Genomic DNA, 19,034 nt, shown 5'->3' on the forward strand with positions numbered 1-19,034 from the left:
AATTTATTCCTTGGCGTCTTCCTTCTTTTCGGGCGTCACCTCGGCCTCGGCCTTTTCCTCTTCCTTGCGACGGTCGAAGACCTGCCGCATGTGTTCGCGATCGTCCTCGTCAAGATATTTGGCGAAGTCGGGGAAGTGGTCTTCCTCTTCCTCGTTGATGTGATGGCGATACTGGTGGTCGAAATCCTTGAATTTCTGCAACCACGCGCTGCTGCCCATATCCGTCGCGGCCAGATCGTTGAGCGCTTCCTCGATCTCGTGATGCTCGGCGACCGAGTGGCGGGTTTCGCCGGTGGTGGGAGGCTTGCGCAGCATGGTCGAATAGAGCGCCTGCTCTTCCGCCGCCGCGTGCGATTTCAGCTCGCGGGTCAGTTCGGTGAACAGGCTTTCGCGCGTGTCGCTGTCGCCGCTGGTTTCGAGCAGCTTGTCGAGCAGTTCGCGATGGCGATCGTGATCGCGTTCGAGCGTGGCGAAGATTTCGTCGTTCTGGGCCATTATCGGGCTTCCTCTTTCGGGATGGCTTGTGTCGCAAGTCAAACAGGCGAACCCGCACGATGTTCCGATGGGATAAAACCTCGCCTCGTCAGGCGAGCTTGCGGAGCGACTACGCGCGCCACATATCTGCCTGATGGACCGTACCGAACACCCCAGCGAAGAGACGATGCAGCGCATCGCCGAGAGCGTTCTCGCCAATCTGCCCGCCCCCTTTCGCGAACAGCTTGGCCGGGTGGTGATGCGGGTCACCGATTTCGCGACGCCCGAACAGCTCGCCTCGGTCGACATGGACGAGAAATGGCATCTGTCCGGCCTCTACGAAGGGCGGCCACTGCCTGACAAATCGATCTGGGAGAGCGGGGGCATGCCGCCCCGCATCTGGCTGTTCCGTCAGCCATTGATCGCGGAGATGGAAGAGACCGGCGTGGGTCTGGAAGAGCTGGTCCGCCATGTGGTGATCCACGAAGCGGGCCATCATTTCGGCTTCAGCGACGACGACATGCACAGGCTGGAGGACGAAGCCTAGAAGTACGGGCTTGAGCGTTCCGGTCCGAGACCGTTCGGCCAGGCATCCGCCACCATCGCTACCGCCCAAACGAACAGCGCACCGGAACCTTTCGGCACCGATGCGCTGTCTTAAACCTGTTGGCGCGCCCGGAAGGATTCGAACCTCCGACCACCTGATTCGTAGTCAGGTACTCTATCCAGCTGAGCTACGGGCGCGCTGGAGCGGCGTCACATAGCAGGGCTTTCGCGCATGGCAACCGTAAACCGGTGCTTTTTTGCAGGAAGCCGAACTAGCACAGCTCCGCACCGTCCGGCGCGGCGCCGAGAAGAGCGCTGGCCTTCGCAAACAGAGCAATATCGAGCGGTGGCTTGTCGAGGCGAGCGATCTCGTCAGGGAGCATCCAGTCGATCGCCCCTCCTTCGAGCGCTTGTGGCGTTCCGCTCCATCGGGTCACGCGATACAGCAGGAGAGTGATGGGCTTCCCGGTGGAAATCGGGCCGTCGGATGCGAAGACGAGCGGTTCGAGGTTATCGGGCTCGATGCCGACTCCCAGTTCTTCGGCCAGTTCACGCGCCAGCGCCGCTTCGGGCACCTCGCCCTCCTCGACCTTGCCGCCCGGAAATTCCCACTGGCCGCCATGGGCTTTTCCGATTGGACGGCGATGCATCAGCCAGCGCCCTCCCCTGTCGACGAGAAGGCCAGCGACCACGCAGAGCCATGTCGGATTTCTTTCCAACGAAGCGGGCCCTTTCAACATTTTCTTAAATCTCTCGCTCTTAGGTGCGCCGGGTCGACCGCGCGTGGCGACAAGCGATGGGATGCCTGCCGATGCAAAACGCGAAGCCCAACTTCCTGAATGACCAAACGGGAGCCACGGCCGTCGAATACGGCATGATCCTGGCGATGATTTTCCTCGCGATGATCGGGGCGGTGCAGGCCTTCGGCATCAATGCGGTCGAGATGTGGACCACCATGGCCACGACGATTGTCGAGGCGAGCGGTCATTAAAGGGCTTCTTAGGAAAATATCAACCTACGACGCCGATAACGAAGAAACCTGCTCCCGGTTTGCGACGGGACGGGTCGGGTTACCGAAGACCAAACCAGGAGACGACCAATGAAGTTCATCAAGAAGTTCCGCAAGGACGAAGAAGGCGCCACCGCCATCGAATACGGCCTGATTGCCGCTCTCATCGCGGTTGCCGCGATCACCGCGATGTCGAGCCTGGGCGACCAGCTTTCGACCACGTTCAACGACGTGACCACGGCGATGAGCGGCTCGTAAGCCCTTCGGAACCGAAAATTAGAAAAAGGCGGCGGGAGCAATCCCGCCGCCTTTCTCGTATGTGCGTGCGATTTAGGTCGAACCCTCAGCTACCGCGCACCACCAGCTTCACCTTCTGGCCCGCCCGCAGCTGCGCATTGCTGTCGAGCGAGTTCAGCACGCGGAAGCGCGCTTCCTGACCGTTGGTATACGCCATGCGGCGCGACAGCGACTGGACCGTATCGCCACTGCGCACGGTCACGACTTCGAGGCGACGCGGCACGACATTGGCGGCTTCGCTCGCCGTGACGCGGCGCATCGAATTGAACATCGGGGTGAAGGTGCCCATCCGGCCCGCCGGCGCGATCGCCTGGAAATGATAGGCTCGATCGGGCGCGAATTCATAGGCGAAGACCGCCACATCGACCTGGCCGTTGCCGCTATTGACGCGCGCCGTTCCGTAAGCGGCCGGAATGCCGTTGATCGTGGTGCGCTGGATCGCCTGCGGTGCCAGCCGCTGCTGATTGCCGCCGAGCTTTGCGAACACGTTGCGGACATAGCTATCGAGATTGCCGCCATACTGGGCGAGCGAAAGCTGAGCCTGACCGCCCTGCCCCTGAATGCTCACCGCAGATGTGCCGTTGATCATGTAAAAGCCCTGCGGCGCGGTGAAGGACAGGCGCAATTCCGGATGGATGAACTGTCGCCCTTCGATCACGCCCTGCGCGGGATCGTCGCCGTATAGCAGGCCGTCGATCCGGGTCAGGAACGTGTCGGTATTGGTCACGCCGGTCATGCCCTGCGTCAGGCTGGCGGCTTCGCGGACGCGGCTTGCGGGATCGGGGTGAGTCGATGCCCATTCCGGAAGGCGTGCATCGCCGCGGCCCTGCAATTGCGCATCGAGCGAATTTTGCGCCGCGAGGCTGGCAAGAACTGTCGACATGGCGTTGGGATCGTAACCGGCACCTTGCAGATACCGGATGCCGAGCCGGTCGGCCTCGGTTTCCTGGCTGCGCGAGAATTTGAGGGTCAGCAGCTGCGAACCTTGCATAGCAACCTGGCCGAGCTGCTGGCCGATGCCGCCACCGACGACCGAGCCGACAACCGCACCAAGCACACCAAGTATGGAGTTGCGCTGCGCATTGGCCTGGCGCCGCTGCGAGTGGCGGGCGGCGACGTGGCCAACTTCGTGGCCCAGCACCGCGGCCAGTTCCGCTTCGTTATCCATTAGCGCGACGAGCTGGCGCGTGGTGTAGACGTACCCGCCGGGGATCGCGAAAGCGTTGTTCACCGGGCTGTTGAGCATCGAAATGGTGAACGAATCGCGCGCATTGCCGAGGCCCGACTGGACCGCGATGTTCTTGCCCACTTGTTCGACATATTGCGCCTGCGGCCCCGTCATCGCGCCGCCGAATTCCTGCAACAGCTGCGGGTGCGCCTCGGCGCCCATTTGCGCTTCGCTCTGCGTGATCGGTGCCGATGCGCTCGGAATATTTCCGGTCGTCGCGCAGCCGCCAAGGGCGAGCGCGAGCGTGGCGGTGGTCGAAACGGCCAGGGCCTTGATAGTCTTCATGGGATCTCCCCGCAAAAATTCGTCCACGGCACATTGCCGCGGCACTTATCTATGGAAGGAGAAATCTGAACGGGCTGGCTTGTTCCCGTTGCGAAATCGTAAGCTTATCGTCAGCTTGCCATGGTCAGGAAGCGATCCTCACGCATCTTGCGCAGGTCTTCCGGCGACTTGGCCCCGAGCATGTCGAGTTCCTCGCCGATCGCCTGGCCAAGCGTTTCGGCGGCCTTGCGGACATCGCGATGCGCGCCGCCCAGAGGTTCGGGTACGATCCGATCAATTACGTTGAGCTGCGCCAATTGCTGCGCCGTCACGCGCATCGCTTCGGCGGCGTCGGGAGCCTTTTCGGCGGTGCGCCACAGGATGGAAGCGCAGCCTTCCGGCGAGATTACGGAATAGACCGCATGCTCCAGCATCAGGACGCGCTCCGCACTCGCCAGAGCCACTGCGCCGCCGGAGCCGCCCTCGCCCACGATCGTTGCCACCATGGGGACGGGCAGAGCGAGGCATGCTTCAGTCGCGCGCGCGATCGCTTCGGCCTGGCCGCGCTCTTCCGCCTCGACGCCGGGAAAGGCGCCGGAGGTGTCGACCAGCGTCACGACCGGGAGCCCGAAACGACCGGCCAGATCCATCAGGCGGATCGCCTTGCGATAGCCTTCGGGCTTGCCCATGCCGAAATTGTGCTTGATGCGGCTGGTCGTGTCGTGGCCCTTTTCGTGCCCGATCAGGACGATGCGCCGTCCGTTCAACATGGCGAAACCGCCCAGAATGGCCTGATCGTCCCCATAGGAACGATCGCCGCCCAAGGGCACGAATTCATCGAAGGTGTGCTCGATATAGTCGCGGAAATGCGGACGCATCGGGTGGCGCGCGACCTGCGTCTTCTGCCACGGCGTCAGCGAGCCGTAGATTTCCGCCAGCATGTCGGCGCTCTTGCCTTCGAGCTTCTTCAGTTCGGAGGCGATATCGACACCGTCGCCCTGCGCGGCTTGCCTAAGGTCCGCGAGACGGGTTTCGAGTTGCGCGACGGGCTTTTCGAATTCGAGGTAGGAGATCATCGCAGGCGCGTTACTCGCCCCCTCGCGCGCGTGCAAGCGGCGCCCGCCCGCTTCCCTGCCCAAGCGGGTGGCGCATATTGACCAGCTTCACCAGCCGCGCGGCATCGACATGGGTATAGATTTGCGTGGTCGCGATATCCGCATGGCCCAGCATCGTCTGCAAAACGCGCAGATCCGCCCCTCCCTCCAGCAGATGCGTTGCAAAGGCGTGGCGGAGCACGTGCGGACTGATTGCATCGGGCGAAATATCGGCGCGCACGGCAAGTTCCTTGAGAAGCTGGAACAGCCGCACCCGGCTCAAATGCTTGCCGCCGCGCGAAGGGAAGAGGTGGCGCGTCCCTGTCGCGCGCACGTCCAGCCAGCGCGCCATCGCCTGCTTCGCCCTGCCGCTGACGGGGACCATGCGCGCCTGCCCGCCCTTTCCAGTGACGGTCAGGAAGGGGGCATCGCGCGGCACAGCCGCCAGGGGCAGCGCGACCAGCTCTGTCGCGCGCAGGCCCGAACCGTAGAGCAGTTCGAGCAGCAGGAGCAGGCGGATAGTTGGGGGCGCGTCGGCCTCCGCCTCCAGCTCCGCCCGTGCGAACAGCGCCTCGATCTGAGCGTGCGACAGGATTTTCGGCAAAGGGCGACGGGTCGCAGGTTTCGGCAACGCCGTGCTGGGATCGTCGGCCCTCACGCCTTCCTCGATCAGGAATCCATAGAACTGGCGCAGCGCCGATGCCTTGCGCGCAATGCTCGCCGGAGCGAGGTCGGACCAGACCGAGGCGAGCTTCGTGAGATCGTCCTTCCCCGCCTCGTCCAGCGGGCCGATCGAAGCGCGTGCCTGCTCCAGATCGCGGCGATAGGCAGCCAGCGTGTTCGCCGCCGCGCCGCGCTCTGCGGCCAGCATGGCGAGGAAATCTTCGACCGAATCCTGCGCCAACGCCCCGGCCGCGTCAGGCCCGCGCGACCGCTTCGGCAGCGATCATGCGGGCTTCGGCATTCATGCCGACGGCATCGAGCGCGCGCACGATATGGTAGAGATGACGCGGCGTCATCCGTTCCCACCCGCTACCCTGCATGCCGAGCCCGGCAAGAACGGCCACGAGACCGGGATTGCCGACCTGCGCCGCGCGCGAGATCATCTGCGACCAGCGGGTTTCGCGTTCCAGACCCAGCGCAAACTCCTCGCTGTAATCCGCAGTATCGCCCGCATCGATCCGGCCCAGCCCGGCGAGCCCGGCCACCAGCAGGCGCGATTTCGCCTGCCGTGTGCTGCCGTCTCCATCGAAGAAGTCGGACAGGTCGCCTCCGCTCACCGTCCCTTCGAGTTGGGGGACACCGGCAGCCAGAATACCCCAGGCGAGCGAGCCGCCATCCACCGCTCCGAGCCAGCGTTGGGCGTCGCGGTCGAGCCCAGCGGTCAGCATGGCCGTCACCAGGCCAGCCGCGTCGTCGGCAAAGGCTTCGTCGGAAGGCATGCGGGCCGCGGCATAGGCCGTGAGGACATAGCTGCCATAGGCATCGCCCTCGGGCGATCCGCTCCAGATATCGCGGATCGCGGCGAGACGGGCGGCGGGATCGTTGTCGACATAGGCCTGGCGCAGGCGCGCGGCTCTGGTAGCGGGTTCGCCGTCGAGCCCTTCGATCGCGTAGATCTGGGAATAAAGATCGATAATCGCGCGCGAGGACAGCACGCCCTGGCTGGCCGCAAACCCGGCGCTTTGTGCGCGTTGCGGCAGCGGGATCATCGGCGCAGTTGCCGCCGACAAGCGGTAATACGGGCCCATCGCGTCGCTCAGAGTTTCGGGAATCTCCTCGCCCACCGCATTCGCCAGAGCGAAGCGCAGCGGCGTCAACTCCTCCACCCCGTCCCATTCGATGGTGACGCCGCGCCTGCCATTGCCCGCCGCGCCGGCGAAACGCTGCGCCAACAGGGCATCGATGCGCGCGGCCGCCCCGCTATTGAGCAGGCGACGCAGATCGTTGCCGGCGCGCGTGCTTTCGCCTGCATAGGCGTTGCAGATACCCGCCAGCATCCGCCATTGTGGATCGTCGCGGTCGAAGCGTCCGATCCTTACGACCGGACAGGCGCCGACGATGTCCGCCGTGCCGATATAGGAGGCGAGCGCGGCATCGGTCAGACCGGCGGTGTAATTGGCGGTGTCGACGTCCTGTACCAAAGCGCGCGCCGCCGCGTGTTCGCCCAGAGCATTAAGCGCCTGCGCACGAAGCGCGGCAAATTCGACCGGCTCCATCCCATCGGGCGCGGCCAGTCGGCTCGCGAGCACACGGCGCAGCAGAATATGGCCCCAGCGCGACACCACTGGCCCGTCCATCGCAGCAAGCGCCGCGCGGACCAGTCCGGCGGGCTGGCGAGCGAACGAGCCCGACGGTATGCCCCCCTCTTGGGAGGACAACACGCCGACCCGCTCTGTCGAGCGCTGCGCGGCGGCGGGAATATCGACGCTGGGCCGCAGTCCGAGCAATTGGTCCAGTTCGTCGGTCGAGAGGTTTTCGAGCTCGCGCAATGTCGGGAGCCGGTCGAGCTCGCTCGCGCTCGGCGCGGGTGCGGGCCTCGCTTGCGGGATCGGCTGAACGATCTCGCCCGATTGGGTCGCAGAGGGACTCGGCGCCGGACGCGGCGCGGGTGCCGGACTTGGCGCAGGCGTTGGGCCGGGCGTCGGTTGCTCGAAGCCGGGCGGAAGCAAATCCTCCGGCTGACCCTGTGCCAGCGCCAGCGTCGATCCGAGCGCAAGCGCCGCCAGCGCGGAGCCAGCGGCCCACCAGCCGCGCGTCATCGCGCCGTGTCCGATGCTGTGGGCGCGGAGCGTGCAGGCGGCGCGAAATCGGGCACGGGCACTGCCGTCTCGATCGGGCGCAGCGGTTCTTCCCCGCCATCGAACCATGCGAGGACGAGAACCGCCAGGAGAATGAGCGCGGCGACCATTCCGATCCGCTGTCCCTTCATTATCTATGCTTTGACCCATGCAAGACTTGCCATGCTTGCCTGCCCGATAGCCCATATCTAAGCCACCCTTCAATGACCCAGTCGCAATCATCGCCTTCTCCCCCCGCTTCCCCTGCCCGGATCGCCGCACGGCTCGATCGTCCGGTGGTGCTGGTTGGGCTGATGGGCGTCGGGAAAACGACGGTGGGGCGGCGGCTCGCCGATGCGCTCGGCCGGTCCTTCGTCGATGTCGACCACGAGATCGAGCGCGCTGCCGACCGCTCGGTGTCCGAAATATTCGCCAGCCATGGCGAGGCGTATTTTCGTGAGGGGGAGCGCCGCGTGGTCGCGCGCCTGATGGGCGAGGCGCCCGGCGTGATCGCGACCGGGGGCGGCGCTTTCATCGATGCCGATACGCGCGCGCTGATCCTCGAAAAAGGCGTTGCGGTCTGGCTGGATTGCGACCTCGAAACGCTGGTGGAGCGCACCGCACGGCGCAACACGCGGCCCCTTCTGCGTGGCGGCGATCCGCATACGATTTTGGCCGAACTGAAAGAGCAGCGCAGCGACAGCTACGCACAGGCGCATATCCACATCGTGACCGATGACGGGCCGCATCACCGGACCGTGGGTCGCATTCTCGAGGCGATCGACGCATGGCTGTAATCCCGGTCGAACTGGCAGGCCGCAGCTACGAGGTCCGCGTCGGGCACGGCCTGGTGCACGACCTGTCGGAACATGCGGCACCCTTCCTTCGCAGGACGGACATTCCCGTGGTGGCCGACCGCAATGCCCGCGAATTTTGGGGCACGAGCGTGGAAAAGGCGCTCGGCGTGGGCGGCAAGACCGCGCGCTGGTACGATGTTGCACCGGGCGAAGGTTCCAAGAGCTGGCGCGAATTGGAGCGGCTGACCGACTGGCTGCTCGAACAGGGTGTCGAGCGCGGCGATCATGTGGTGGCCCTGGGTGGCGGCGTGGTGGGCGATCTCACCGGCTTTGCCTGCGCCATCCTGAAACGCGGGTGCGGCTTCATCCAGGTGCCGACCACCCTGCTGGCTCAGGTGGACAGTTCGGTCGGCGGCAAGACCGCAATCAACAGCGCGGCGGGCAAGAATCTCATCGGTGCCTTTCACCAACCCTCGCTGGTGCTTGCCGATCTGGCGACACTCGACACGCTGCCCGATCGCGAAATGCGCGCCGGTTACGCCGAGGTTCTGAAATACGGCGTCCTCGGCGATGCGGAATTCTTTGCTTGGCTGGAAGACAATGGCAGTGCGGTGCTGGCGCGCGATCCTGCGGCGCTGGAACAGGCAGTCGCGACCAGCGTCTCCGCCAAGGCCCGGATCGTGGCCGAAGACGAGCGCGAGACGACGGGCGCGCGCGCGCTTCTCAATCTCGGCCACACATTCGGGCATGCACTCGAAGCAGAAACGGGATTCTCCGACCGCTTGCTGCATGGCGAAGCGGTGGCCCTGGGAATGATCCTGGCCGCACGCTATTCGGCTCGGCGCGGCCTATTGAGCGAGGACGCGGCCCAGCGACTCACCCGCGCGGTGGACGCCGCCGGCCTTCCCTCCGAGATCGCCGCCCTGGGGCTCTCCTGTTCGGGCCGCGATCTCGCCGACCACATGCTGCACGACAAGAAGATGGATGCGGGCACCCTGCCCTTCCTTTTGCTGCGCAGCATAGGTGCAGCATTTCTGGCCAAGGACGTCGCTCTCGACGATGTGGCGCTGTTCCTCGACGAGGAATTGCAGGCGCATTAGCCAGCGCGTCTTGATCGGCGTGCGCTTCTAGAAAAGCCGCGATCCATTGGGCACGGGCGTGTCGGGCGCGAACAGGACGACCTCGCCTTTCTCGTCCGCGAAACCCAGTGTCAGCACTTCCGACATCGCCGGGCCGATCTGGCGCGGCGGGAAATTGACAACCGCCGCGACCTGCCGCCCGACCAGTTCCTCGCGCGTGTAATTGGCGACGATCTGTGCGCTCGTTTTCCTGATCCCGATCGTCGGCCCGAAATCGATTTCGAGCCTGTAGGCTGGCTTGCGCGCTTCGGGAAAATCGTGCGCGGCCACCACGGTCCCCACGCGGATATCGGTCTTCAGAAACTCTTCGAACCGGGTTTCCTCCGCTGCGGGGGCCGCAGGGTCATGCGCCAGATGCATTTATTCCAGCTCCAGAATCACCGCGTCGACCGCTAGGCTCTCGCCCTCTTCGGCGTTGATCTTGGCGATGGTGCCTTTCTTCTCGGCGCGCAGGATGTTCTCCATCTTCATCGCCTCGACGGTGGCCAGCGGCTGGCCCGGCTGGACCTCCTCGCCTTCCTCGACATGCAGCTTCACCAGCAGGCCGGGCATCGGACAGATCAGCATCTTCGAAAGGTCCGGCGGGATCTTCTCGATCATGTGATCGGCAAGATGCGCGATCCGGGTCTGAAGGATACGCACCGTATGCTTCGCTCCCCGCGTGGTGATGGCATAGCCGGTGCGCGTCGGTTCGAGCTGGAGCGTCAGAGTCTCATCGTCCAGTTCGACTTCCACCATCCGCTCGCCCGGCGTGTACTCCATCTGGAGCGCAACCGGCGCATCGTCGACGGTGATCGCCTCTTCCTCCAGCGTGACGCGATAATCGGTATCGCCCAAGTGCACGGTCCAGTCGCCGGGAGCGTAGAGATCGTCCGAAAGCTGGCCTTCGATCCGGCGCGCGCGATCGGCATCGGCGGTGGCGATCACGCCCGCCACGGCGGCGAGGCCGCGCTTCAGATCGTCCGACACGGCAGCGCCTTCGAACCCTTCGGGATATTCCTCGGCGATGAAGCCGGTAGTCAGTTCGCCCGAGCGGAAGCGCGGATGCTGCATGATGGCGCTGAGGAAATCGACATTGTGGCCGAGGCCTTCGATCCGAAACGCATCGAGTGCCTGGACCTGCAAATCCGCCGCCTCGTCACGCGTTTCGCTCCAGGTCACCAGCTTGGCGATCATGGGATCGTAGAACATGGAGACCTCGCCGCCTTCATAGACGCCGTCGTCCACACGCACGCCGTCCACACCGCGCCTGCCGTTCGGGTTCTTGGGATTATCTGGGCCATCGTCGGTCCAGCCCTCCACCGGCGGATCGTAGCGCACCAGGCGACCGATGCTGGGCAAGAACCCGCGATAGGGATCTTCGGCATAGACGCGGTTCTCGATCGACCAACCGTCGATCCCGATATCGTCCTGCGTCATTTCGAGCTTTTCGCCCGCCGCAACGCGGATCATCTGCTCGACGAGGTCGATGCCGGTGATCGCTTCGGTCACGGGATGTTCGACCTGGAGGCGGGTGTTCATTTCGAGGAAGTAGAAGCTCTCTCCCGTCTCGTCCGCGCCGCTCACGATAAGTTCGACCGTGCCCGCCGAATGGTAATCCACCGCGCGGGCCAGAGCCACACACTGCTCGCCCATCGCCTTGCGCATCTTGGGCGTGACGAAGGGGGACGGCGCTTCTTCGACCACCTTCTGGTGGCGGCGCTGGATCGAGCATTCGCGCTCGTTGAGGTAGAGAATAGTGCCGTGCTTATCGCCCAGGATCTGGATCTCGATATGGCGCGGGTCTTCGATGAATTTCTCGATGAAGACGCGATCGTCGCCAAAGCTGTTGAGCCCCTCGCGCTGGGTCGCTTCGAAGCCGTCCTTCACGTCCTGATCGTTCCAGGCGAGTCGCATGCCCTTGCCGCCGCCGCCCGCGCTGGCCTTCATCATGACCGGATAGCCGATCTTGTTGGCCCATGTCAGCGCGTCTTCGGTATTTTCGATCGCGCCTTCGGAGCCGGGCACGGTGTTCACCCCCGCATCGCGCGCCAGCTTCTTCGACTCGATCTTGTCGCCCATCGCCGCGATGGCATTGGCGGGCGGACCGATGAAGGCGATGTTCTCCTTCGCCAAGGCTTCCACGAAGCTCGCTCGCTCGGACAGGAATCCGTAGCCCGGATGCACCGCCTCGGCCCCGGTCTGTTTGCAGGCGGCGATGATCTTGTCGGCCAGCAGATAGCTCTCGGCGGCAGGCGCCGGGCCGATGTGAACCGCCTCGTCGGCCATTTCCACGAACGGCGCGCGCGCATCGGCATCGGAATAGACCGCGACGGTCTGGATGCCCATGCGGCGCGCAGTCTTGATGACCCGGCAAGCGATCTCGCCGCGATTGGCGATGAGGATTTTCTTGAACATGTCAGCTTTCGCTCTGCTTTGGGTGCAGGAAGCTGGCTAGGACCAGAGCCACCCCTGCAACGAGGAACACGTAACCCCACGACGAGTGGAGCTCTTTGAAATTCGCGCACTGCGTCTCAAGCCAACCCGCCGGATTCGACCAGCAGCGGATTACACGAGGCTTGATCGGTGATGAAAGCAAGCCGATCAGAATGAGGAGCCATCCCATTGTATTCGGGACGGAGTAACGCCTCATTCTGCCGCCTCCGCTACCTTGCACGCCCGCATCGGCTCTTCCTGCACCAGCGGCGTCAGCCCCAGCTTTGCGAACAGCGCGCCGTCGCTGTCGTCGCCCGCATTGGGCGCGGTCAGCAGCTTGTCGCCGGTGAAGATCGAGTTCGCGCCGGCGAGGAAGCACAGCGCCTGCGTCGCCTCGCTCATGCTCTCTCGGCCAGCGGAGAGCCGCACCATGCTCATCGGCATAGTGATCCTCGCGACCGCGACGGTGCGGACGAATTCGATATCGTCGATCTTGGCGAGAGGGGTGTCGGCCAGCATGTCGCCCAGCACCGTGCCCTTGACCGGCACCAGCGCGTTGACCGGCACGCTTTCGGGATGGCGCTCCAGCGTGGCGAGCGTGTGGACGAAGCCGACGCGGTCCTCGCGCGTTTCGCCCATGCCGACGATGCCGCCGCTGCACACATTGATGCCCGCATCGCGCACGTTCTGCAGCGTGTCGAGCCGGTCCTGGTAGTTGCGGGTCGAGATCACGCGCTCGTAATATTCCGGCCCGGTATCGACATTGTGATTGTAGTAATCGAGGCCCGCTTCTCTCAGCATATCCGCCTGCTTCGGCGTCAGCATGCCCAGCGTCATGCAGGTCTCCAGCCCCATTTCGCGCACGCCCTTCACGATCTCGACGATGGCGGGCATGTCGCGGTCCTTGGGGTTGCGCCAGGCCGCGCCCATGCAGAAGCGCTGCGAACCTGCATCCTTAGCCTGCGCGGCGGATTGCAGAACGGCTCGCACATCCATCAGCTTGGTCGCCTCGACCCCGCTATCGGCCTTCACCGACTGCGAGCAATAGCCACAATCCTCCGGACACCCGCCGGTCTTGATCGAGAGCAGCGTGCAGAGCTGGATTTGCTCGGGCGGATGATACTCGCGATGGACGGTCGCGGCTTGGAAAAGCAGCTCGGTGAAGGGAAGGTCGAAGAGTTCCGCTATTTCGTCGCGGGTCCAGTCGGTGCGGGTTTGGGTCACTGGTTATTTTCCGTTTCTTGAAGCGACTCAATCGGATCGCCGTGCATGAACATGCCATTCCAAAACATTAGCGCAAAAATGACAACCAAGCCGATGATGCCAAACAAGATTAAGCGCCCTGTCACTCAGCCGCCTCGTCCATATTCTCACCCGCCGGCGGCATGTTGTGGCCGAGCAGGCGCAGCACATCCGCCGCGCATTCGACGACATTGCTGCCCGGGCCGTAAATACCCTGAACCCCGGCATCGCGCAGGAAGTCGTAATCCTTCTGCGGGATCACGCCACCGGCGATCACCTTGATGTCGGGGCGCCCGGCCTCTTTCAGCAGCCCGATCAGTTCGGGGATGAGCGTCTTGTGACCTGCAGCAAGGCTGCTCGCGCCGATGGCGTCGACGTTTTCGGCAAGCGCCATATCGCGGGTTTCCTGCGGCGTCTGGAACAGCGGGCCGCTGAGCACTTCGAAGCCCATATCCGCAAAAGCGCTGGCGATCACGTTCGCCCCGCGATCGTGGCCGTCCTGCCCCATCTTGGCAACCATCAGCTTGGGTTTGTGGCCGAGCCTGCGCTCCACCGCCTTCACGCCCTCGACCACTTGGGCGTAGCGATCGTCGTCCGCATAGGCTTCGGCATAGACCCCCTTCACCGGAGTCGGCAGCGTGTCGTAGCGCCCGAAGGCATCCTCCATCGCCTCGCTGATTTCGCCCAGCGTCGCATCGTGCCGGGCCGCTTCCACGGCGAGGGCGAGGAGATTGCCCTCTTTCTGCGCCGCGCCCCGCGCCAGCGCGTCGAGCGCGGCCTTGCAGGCGAAGTCGTCCCGGGCCGCCCGCACATCTTCGAGCCGTGCGATCTGGCTGCGACGCACGGCGTGGTTGTCGACATCGAGCGTGTCGATCTCGTCTTCCTTCTCGCGCCGATACTTGTTGACGCCCACGATCACCGTCTCGCCGCGATCGACGCTCGCCTGCTTGGCGGCGGCAGCGCGTTCGATCTGGGCCTTGGGCTCGCCGCTGGCGACGTATTGGGTCATCCCGCCCGCCGCCTCGACCTCGTCGAGCATGGCCTTGGCCTTTTCGACCAATTCGGCGGTGAGGCTTTCGATATAATACGATCCGCCGAGGGGATCGGCGACATTGGTCAGGCCCGCTTCGTGCTGCAGCACCAGCTGCGTGTTGCGCGCGATCCGGGCGCTGAAATCCGTCGGCAGCGCGATCGCTTCGTCCAGCGCATTCGTGTGGAGCGACTGCGTGCCGCCCAGCACTGCCGCCATCGCTTCGATCGTGGTGCGGATGACGTTGTTGTAAGGGTCCTGCTCCTGCAACGAAACGCCACTGGTCTGGCAATGCGTTCGCAGCATCTTGGACTTGTCGCTCTTCGCGCCCAGATCCGACATCACGTCGTGCCACAATTGGCGGCCCGCGCGCATCTTGGCGATCTCCATGAAGAAGTTCATGCCGATGCCCCAGAAGAAGGACAGGCGCGGCGCGAAGGCATCGATATCGAGGCCCGCTTCCATCGCGCGCTTGGCGTATTCCTTGCCGTCCGCGATGGTGAAGGCGAGTTCCTGCACCGCCGTCGCCCCGGCCTCGTGCATGTGATAGCCCGAGATCGAAATGGAGTTGAATTTCGGCATGTTGGCCGAGGTATAGGCGATGATGTCCGAAACGATCCGCATCGATGGCTCGGGCGGATAGATATAGGTGTTGCGGACCATGAACTCCTTGAGGATGTCGTTCTGGATGGTCCCGGCGAGCTTGTCCTGGCTGACGCCCTGCCGCTCCGCCGCGACGATATAGAACGCCAGCACGGGGATCACCGCACCGTTCATGGTCATCGACACGCTCATGCTTTCGAGCGGGATCTGGTCGAATAGGATTTCCATGTCGCGCACGGTGTCGATCGCGACGCCCGCCTTGCCGACATCGCCGACCACGCGCGGGTGATCGCTGTCGTATCCGCGATGGGTCGCGAGATCGAAGGCGACCGACAGGCCCTTCTGCCCGGCGGCGAGATTGCGGCGATAGAAAGCGTTGGATTCCTCGGCAGTGGAGAAGCCCGCATATTGCCGGATCGTCCACGGACGCCCGGTATACATCGAGGCATAGGGGCCGCGCGTGAACGGCGCGATGCCGGGCACGCCGGGGGCGAGATTCTGCGTATCCTCACTCGTGTAGAGCGGTTTGACGTCGATCCCCTCGGCAGTGTGCCAGGTCAGATCGCGGCCCTTCACTTCCTTGTCGGCGAGGGCTTTCCAGTCGGAAAAAGTGGGTTTGTCGGTCATCTCAATGCGCCTCTTTCGGCGTTTCCATGATTTCGGTCAGCTGGCCCATCATGTCCTTGGGGTGGAGGAAGAAGATCGGCGTCCCATGCGCGCCGATCCGCGTCGGGCCGAGGATACGCTTGCCCTTCCCTTCGAACCATTCCCGCGCCGCTGCGATATCGGGCACTTCGTAGCAGACGTGATGCTGACCACCGAGCGGGTTCTTCTCCATGAAGGTCCTGAGCGTCGATTGTTCGCCCAGCGGCTCGATCAGCTCGATCTGCGTGCCTTCGGTCCCGTCATGGCCGGGCGTGTCGACGAAGCAGACCTTCACGCCCTGCTCGGGCAGATCGAAAGGCTCGCCGATACGGGTCGCGCCCATCGTGTCGCGGTAATAGGCGACGCTGTCCGCGATCGAAGGCGTGGCGACGCCGATGTGATTGAGACGGCCCAGTTTCATACGCTTTGCCTCGCTTCGAGAATATGCCGCGCCAGATCTTCGATATCGTCCACCACGAACTCCGCTTCGTCGGCCAGCGGATACCACGCCTTGCCGGGCCGGGCGACGAAGGCGGTCTGCCAACCTGCTGCTTGTGCACCGATCAGGTCCCAAGGGTGACAGGCGACCATTAGCGCGCGATCGGCAGAGGCTCCCGTCTCGGACAGACCATACTCGTAACAGCGCCGGTCGGGCTTGTAGCCACCTGACGGTTGGACGCTCAGCGCGTGATCGAAAAATTCTCCGATGCCCGCTTTTTCCAGCCGTTCCTGCAGACCGTCGCCGCCGGAATTGGTCAGAGCGACCAAAGAAAATCCTGCGTCCTTGAGACGCGACAATCCCGCCGGAACATCGCGATACGCTTCGGACTGTCCGAGCCCGTCCGAAACGATCGCCTTCGCGTCGTCCAAAGCGATCGAACCGCCGTTTTCGGCCACCTGCATCGCAAGCACCGCCGCCGCTATATCGGCGAATTCAGACGCTTCACCCGCCAGAGTTTCGGCCAGCGAATACTCGATCAGGCCGTTGAACCAGCGATCCGCCTGCCCCTCACCGCCACCGAGTCGCTCGGCCACGGCAGAGCGCAGGGGCGCGATATCGATCAGCGTCTCATTGACGTCGAAAAAGATGTGCGAAGGCGTCACAGCGGAATGTTATCGTGCTTCTTCCAAGGGTTTTCGAGCTGCTTGCCGCGCAGCTTCCTCAGCCCCAGCGCGATCCGACGCCGCGTTGCATGCGGGTGAATCACCTCGTCGATATACCCACGCGAGGCGGCCACGAAGGGATTGGCGAAGCGGTCTTCGTATTCCTTGGTTTTCTCGGCGATTTTTTCGGGATTGTCGCGGTCCTGGCGGAAGATGATCTCCACTGCGCCCTTGGCGCCCATCACGGCGATTTCGGCGGTGGGCCAGGCGTAATTGAGGTCGCCGCGCAAATGCTTGGAGCTCATCACGTCGTACGCGCCGCCATAGGCCTTGCGGGTGATGACGGTGATCTTGGGCACGGTCGCCTCGGCATAGGCGAAGAGCAGCTTCGCGCCGTGCTTGATGATGCCGTTATGCTCCTGGGCGGTGCCGGGCAGGAAGCCGGGCACGTCCACGAAGGTCAGGATCGGAATGTCGAAGGCATCGCAGAAGCGCACGAAACGCGCGGCCTTCTTCGATGAATTGATGTCGAGCACGCCGGCCAGCACCATCGGCTGGTTCGCGACCACGCCCACCGTGCGCCCTTCCACCCGGCCGAACCCGCACAGGATATTCGCCGCATGGGCAGGCTGGATTTCGAAGAATTCGCCTTCGTCCAGCGTCTTACGGATGACTTCGTGCATGTCGTAAGGCTGGTTGGCATTGTCTGGGATGATGGTGTCGAGGCTGGGCTCCTCACGGTCCCACGGATCGCTGGTCGGGCGCTCGGGCACGTCCTCGCGGTTGGACAGCGGGAGAAAATCGACGAAATTGCGCGTCGCGAGCAGGGTCTCGATATCGTTCTCGAACGCCACATCGGCGACGCTGGTCTTGGTGGTGTGCGTCACCGCGCCGCCCAGTTCCTCCTGCGTCACGACCTCGTTCGTCACCGTTTTCACCACGTCAGGGCCGGTCACGAACATATAGCTGGAATCCTTCACCATGAAGATGAAGTCGGTCATCGCCGGCGAATAGACCGCCCCGCCCGCGCACGGCCCCATGATGAGGCTGATCTGCGGCACCACGCCCGATGCCAGCACGTTGCGCTGGAACACTTCGGCATAACCGCCGAGCGATGCGACGCCTTCCTGAATGCGCGCACCGCCCGAATCGTTGAGGCCGATGACGGGCGCGCCGACCTTCAGCGCCATATCCATTACCTTGCAGATCTTTTCCGCATGCCGCTTCGAAAGCGATCCGCCGAACACGGTGAAATCCTGGCTGAACACGAACACCAATCGCCCGTTGATCGTGCCCGATCCGGTGACGACGCCGTCGCCCGGAATGCGCTGTTCCTCCATGCCGAAATCGATGCAATCGTGTTCGACATAGGTGTCGAGCTCTTCGAAGCTGCCTTCGTCCAGCAGCACGTCCAACCGCTCGCGCGCGGTCAGCTTGCCCTTGGCATGCTGCGCGTCGATGCGCTTCTGCCCGCCACCCATATAGGCGGCGGCGCGGCGACGTTTCATTTCGGCGATGTTGGCGGACATGCTCTCTTCCCGTGAAATCTTGTTGCGTAAGCGCCTAGAGCGCAGAGCGCCGCAGCGTCAATTGCCGCTGTCGTTTCTTGCCGCGGCGATCAGGAATTCGACATTGCCTTCCGGGCCGGTGATCGGGCTTTCCACGATCCCGTCGACCACGAAGCCACGCCCTTCGACCCATTCGCGCACCTCGCTACAGACGCGGGCGTGGAGGGCCGGATCGCTGACGACGCCTTTCTTGCCCACTTCCTCGCGCCCGACCTCGAATTGCGGCTTGATCAGCGCGACCAGGCGGCAGGCGGGCGCCGCCAATTCAAGCGGGCGTTCCAGCACCTTGGCAAGGCCGATGAAGCTCGCATCGCAGACCACCCAGTCGCACGGGCGATCGATCATCGCGGGCGTCAGAATGCGCGCGCTGGTCTGTTCGAGCACGGTGACGCGTGCGTCCTGCCGCAATTTCCAGGCGAGTTGATTGGTCCCGCTATCGACTGCGAAGACATGCGCCGCGCCCTTCTGGAGCAGAACATCGGTGAAGCCCCCGGTCGAACTGCCGATATCCATCGCGGTCGCACCCGCCGGGTCGAGCCCGAAATGATCGATCGCGTGGGCCAGCTTGATGCCGCCGCGCGAAACCCAGGGGTGGTCGCGCCCCCGCACGTCCAGCGGGGCGTCTGCAGGCATCTGCTGACCGGGCTTTTCCAGCTTGCGCTCGCCCGAAAACACCATTCCGGCCATCACCAGGGCCTGCGCCCGCGTGCGGCTTTCGACGAGGCCGCGATCCACGAGCATCTGGTCGAGGCGCTGTTTCCTGCTCATAATCTCCGGTCCCGCTTGGAAACATGCCGCC

20 protein-coding genes and 1 tRNA gene are annotated in these 19,034 nt (G+C 64.0%); 5 read left to right on the top strand and 16 right to left on the bottom strand.

What is annotated here, in order from left to right:
• Positions 1–3 precede the first annotated feature (3 nt).
• Positions 4–495: a hemerythrin domain-containing protein gene (locus tag J7347_RS04890; RefSeq protein ID WP_209161035.1), complete on the bottom strand. Its 492-nt coding sequence runs from the start codon at positions 493–495 to the stop codon at positions 4–6.
• A gap of 133 nt (positions 496–628) precedes the next feature.
• Here J7347_RS04890 and J7347_RS04895 point away from each other — a divergent pair, with 133 nt between their 5' ends.
• Positions 629–1,021, top strand: coding sequence for a metallopeptidase family protein (locus J7347_RS04895; protein ID WP_067679452.1), 393 nt, complete (start codon positions 629–631; stop codon positions 1,019–1,021).
• A 120-nt stretch (positions 1,022–1,141) separates the two neighbouring features.
• Here J7347_RS04895 and J7347_RS04900 read toward each other — a convergent pair.
• Both J7347_RS04900 and J7347_RS04905 read right to left on the bottom strand, forming a co-directional pair.
• A tRNA-Arg gene (locus tag J7347_RS04900) sits at positions 1,142–1,218 on the bottom strand.
• Positions 1,219–1,292: 74 nt separating this feature from the next.
• Positions 1,293–1,760, bottom strand: a complete 468-nt coding sequence (locus J7347_RS04905; RefSeq protein WP_209161036.1) for a (deoxy)nucleoside triphosphate pyrophosphohydrolase — start codon at positions 1,758–1,760, stop codon at positions 1,293–1,295.
• A 71-nt stretch (positions 1,761–1,831) separates the two neighbouring features.
• Between J7347_RS04905 and J7347_RS04910 the strand changes: the two genes are divergently transcribed.
• Together J7347_RS04910 and J7347_RS04915 are read left to right on the top strand one after the other, a co-directional pair.
• Positions 1,832–2,011, top strand: a complete 180-nt coding sequence (locus tag J7347_RS04910) for a Flp family type IVb pilin (RefSeq protein ID WP_067679467.1) — start codon at positions 1,832–1,834, stop codon at positions 2,009–2,011.
• Positions 2,012–2,119: 108 nt separating this feature from the next.
• Entirely contained in the window at positions 2,120–2,287 is a 168-nt protein-coding gene (locus tag J7347_RS04915) for a Flp family type IVb pilin (protein WP_082851290.1), read from the top strand.
• Between the two features lie 85 nt (positions 2,288–2,372).
• On the opposite strand, the gene J7347_RS04920 is transcribed toward J7347_RS04915, so the two are convergent.
• From J7347_RS04920 to J7347_RS04940, 5 genes are all read right to left on the bottom strand, one after another.
• Positions 2,373–3,839, bottom strand: coding sequence for a M48 family metalloprotease (locus tag J7347_RS04920; RefSeq protein ID WP_209161037.1), 1,467 nt, complete (start codon positions 3,837–3,839; stop codon positions 2,373–2,375).
• A 110-nt stretch (positions 3,840–3,949) separates the two neighbouring features.
• Positions 3,950–4,894: an acetyl-CoA carboxylase carboxyltransferase subunit alpha gene (locus tag J7347_RS04925; RefSeq protein WP_209161038.1), complete on the bottom strand. Its 945-nt coding sequence runs from the start codon at positions 4,892–4,894 to the stop codon at positions 3,950–3,952.
• Between the two features lie 10 nt (positions 4,895–4,904).
• Positions 4,905–5,816, bottom strand: coding sequence for a tyrosine recombinase (locus tag J7347_RS04930; protein ID WP_209161039.1), 912 nt, complete (start codon positions 5,814–5,816; stop codon positions 4,905–4,907).
• Positions 5,817–5,829: 13 nt separating this feature from the next.
• On the bottom strand, positions 5,830–7,674 hold the full coding sequence (locus J7347_RS04935; RefSeq protein WP_209161040.1) for a hypothetical protein: 1,845 nt from the start codon (positions 7,672–7,674) through the stop codon (positions 5,830–5,832).
• A complete protein-coding gene (locus J7347_RS04940) occupies positions 7,671–7,844 on the bottom strand; it encodes a hypothetical protein (RefSeq protein ID WP_197465590.1) in 174 nt (57 codons plus the stop codon). The genes J7347_RS04935 and J7347_RS04940 overlap by 4 nt, the downstream gene beginning before the upstream one ends.
• 72 nt (positions 7,845–7,916) lie before the next feature.
• Between J7347_RS04940 and J7347_RS04945 the strand changes: the two genes are divergently transcribed.
• Both J7347_RS04945 and aroB read left to right on the top strand, forming a co-directional pair.
• Positions 7,917–8,489, top strand: coding sequence for a shikimate kinase (locus J7347_RS04945; RefSeq protein WP_209161041.1), 573 nt, complete (start codon positions 7,917–7,919; stop codon positions 8,487–8,489).
• Positions 8,480–9,589 (top strand): 3-dehydroquinate synthase, encoded by a 1,110-nt coding sequence (gene aroB, locus J7347_RS04950; protein ID WP_209161042.1) that lies wholly within the window; start codon positions 8,480–8,482, stop codon positions 9,587–9,589. Before J7347_RS04945 ends, aroB begins: the two co-directional genes overlap by 10 nt.
• Positions 9,590–9,616: 27 nt before the next feature.
• Here the strand turns inward: aroB and J7347_RS04955 are convergent, their stop codons facing one another.
• The 8 genes from J7347_RS04955 to J7347_RS04990 form a co-directional block, all read right to left on the bottom strand.
• Positions 9,617–9,988: a tRNA-binding protein gene (locus J7347_RS04955; RefSeq protein WP_209161043.1), complete on the bottom strand. Its 372-nt coding sequence runs from the start codon at positions 9,986–9,988 to the stop codon at positions 9,617–9,619.
• Complete coding sequence (locus J7347_RS04960) at positions 9,989–12,025, bottom strand: acetyl/propionyl/methylcrotonyl-CoA carboxylase subunit alpha (RefSeq protein WP_209161044.1); 2,037 nt, start codon at positions 12,023–12,025, stop codon at positions 9,989–9,991.
• Between the two features lie 231 nt (positions 12,026–12,256).
• The gene (gene bioB / locus J7347_RS04965; RefSeq protein WP_209161045.1) at positions 12,257–13,267 is read right to left on the bottom strand and encodes a biotin synthase BioB; all 1,011 of its coding nucleotides are present in this window, start codon (positions 13,265–13,267) and stop codon (positions 12,257–12,259) included.
• Between the two features lie 121 nt (positions 13,268–13,388).
• Positions 13,389–15,545, bottom strand: a complete 2,157-nt coding sequence (gene scpA, locus J7347_RS04970) for a methylmalonyl-CoA mutase (RefSeq protein WP_209161046.1) — start codon at positions 15,543–15,545, stop codon at positions 13,389–13,391.
• Between the two features lies 1 nt (position 15,546).
• Positions 15,547–15,984, bottom strand: a complete 438-nt coding sequence (gene mce / locus J7347_RS04975) for a methylmalonyl-CoA epimerase (protein WP_067683169.1) — start codon at positions 15,982–15,984, stop codon at positions 15,547–15,549.
• Entirely contained in the window at positions 15,981–16,667 is a 687-nt protein-coding gene (locus J7347_RS04980) for a haloacid dehalogenase type II (protein WP_067683171.1), read from the bottom strand. The genes mce and J7347_RS04980 overlap by 4 nt, the downstream gene beginning before the upstream one ends.
• A complete protein-coding gene (locus J7347_RS04985; protein ID WP_209161047.1) occupies positions 16,664–18,196 on the bottom strand; it encodes an acyl-CoA carboxylase subunit beta in 1,533 nt (510 codons plus the stop codon). Before J7347_RS04985 ends, J7347_RS04980 begins: the two co-directional genes overlap by 4 nt.
• A 57-nt stretch (positions 18,197–18,253) precedes the next feature.
• A complete protein-coding gene (locus J7347_RS04990; protein ID WP_209161048.1) occupies positions 18,254–19,003 on the bottom strand; it encodes a TlyA family RNA methyltransferase in 750 nt (249 codons plus the stop codon).
• Between the last annotated feature and the right edge of the window lie 31 nt (positions 19,004–19,034).

Origin of the sequence: Erythrobacter sp. A6_0 (genome assembly GCF_017744235.1) — a bacterium.
Taxonomy (GTDB): Bacteria; Pseudomonadota; Alphaproteobacteria; order Sphingomonadales; family Sphingomonadaceae; genus Qipengyuania.

Excerpts from the sequence above, each read along its gene's own strand:
- J7347_RS04890 (WP_209161035.1), bottom strand. The coding sequence starts at position 495 with ATGGCCCAGAACGACGAAATCTTCGCCACGCTCGAACGCGATCACGAT.
- J7347_RS04895 (WP_067679452.1), top strand. The coding sequence starts at position 629 with ATGGACCGTACCGAACACCCCAGCGAAGAGACGATGCAGCGCATCGCC.
- J7347_RS04905 (WP_209161036.1), bottom strand. The coding sequence starts at position 1,760 with ATGTTGAAAGGGCCCGCTTCGTTGGAAAGAAATCCGACATGGCTCTGC.
- J7347_RS04910 (WP_067679467.1), top strand. The coding sequence starts at position 1,832 with ATGCAAAACGCGAAGCCCAACTTCCTGAATGACCAAACGGGAGCCACG.
- J7347_RS04915 (WP_082851290.1), top strand. The coding sequence starts at position 2,120 with ATGAAGTTCATCAAGAAGTTCCGCAAGGACGAAGAAGGCGCCACCGCC.
- J7347_RS04920 (WP_209161037.1), bottom strand. The coding sequence starts at position 3,839 with ATGAAGACTATCAAGGCCCTGGCCGTTTCGACCACCGCCACGCTCGCG.
- J7347_RS04925 (WP_209161038.1), bottom strand. The coding sequence starts at position 4,894 with ATGATCTCCTACCTCGAATTCGAAAAGCCCGTCGCGCAACTCGAAACC.
- J7347_RS04935 (WP_209161040.1), bottom strand. The coding sequence starts at position 7,674 with ATGACGCGCGGCTGGTGGGCCGCTGGCTCCGCGCTGGCGGCGCTTGCG.
- J7347_RS04940 (WP_197465590.1), bottom strand. The coding sequence starts at position 7,844 with ATGAAGGGACAGCGGATCGGAATGGTCGCCGCGCTCATTCTCCTGGCG.
- J7347_RS04945 (WP_209161041.1), top strand. The coding sequence starts at position 7,917 with ATGACCCAGTCGCAATCATCGCCTTCTCCCCCCGCTTCCCCTGCCCGG.
- aroB (WP_209161042.1), top strand. The coding sequence starts at position 8,480 with ATGGCTGTAATCCCGGTCGAACTGGCAGGCCGCAGCTACGAGGTCCGC.
- J7347_RS04955 (WP_209161043.1), bottom strand. The coding sequence starts at position 9,988 with ATGCATCTGGCGCATGACCCTGCGGCCCCCGCAGCGGAGGAAACCCGG.
- J7347_RS04960 (WP_209161044.1), bottom strand. The coding sequence starts at position 12,025 with ATGTTCAAGAAAATCCTCATCGCCAATCGCGGCGAGATCGCTTGCCGG.
- scpA (WP_209161046.1), bottom strand. The coding sequence starts at position 15,545 with ATGACCGACAAACCCACTTTTTCCGACTGGAAAGCCCTCGCCGACAAG.
- mce (WP_067683169.1), bottom strand. The coding sequence starts at position 15,984 with ATGAAACTGGGCCGTCTCAATCACATCGGCGTCGCCACGCCTTCGATC.
- J7347_RS04985 (WP_209161047.1), bottom strand. The coding sequence starts at position 18,196 with ATGTCCGCCAACATCGCCGAAATGAAACGTCGCCGCGCCGCCGCCTAT.
- J7347_RS04990 (WP_209161048.1), bottom strand. The coding sequence starts at position 19,003 with ATGAGCAGGAAACAGCGCCTCGACCAGATGCTCGTGGATCGCGGCCTC.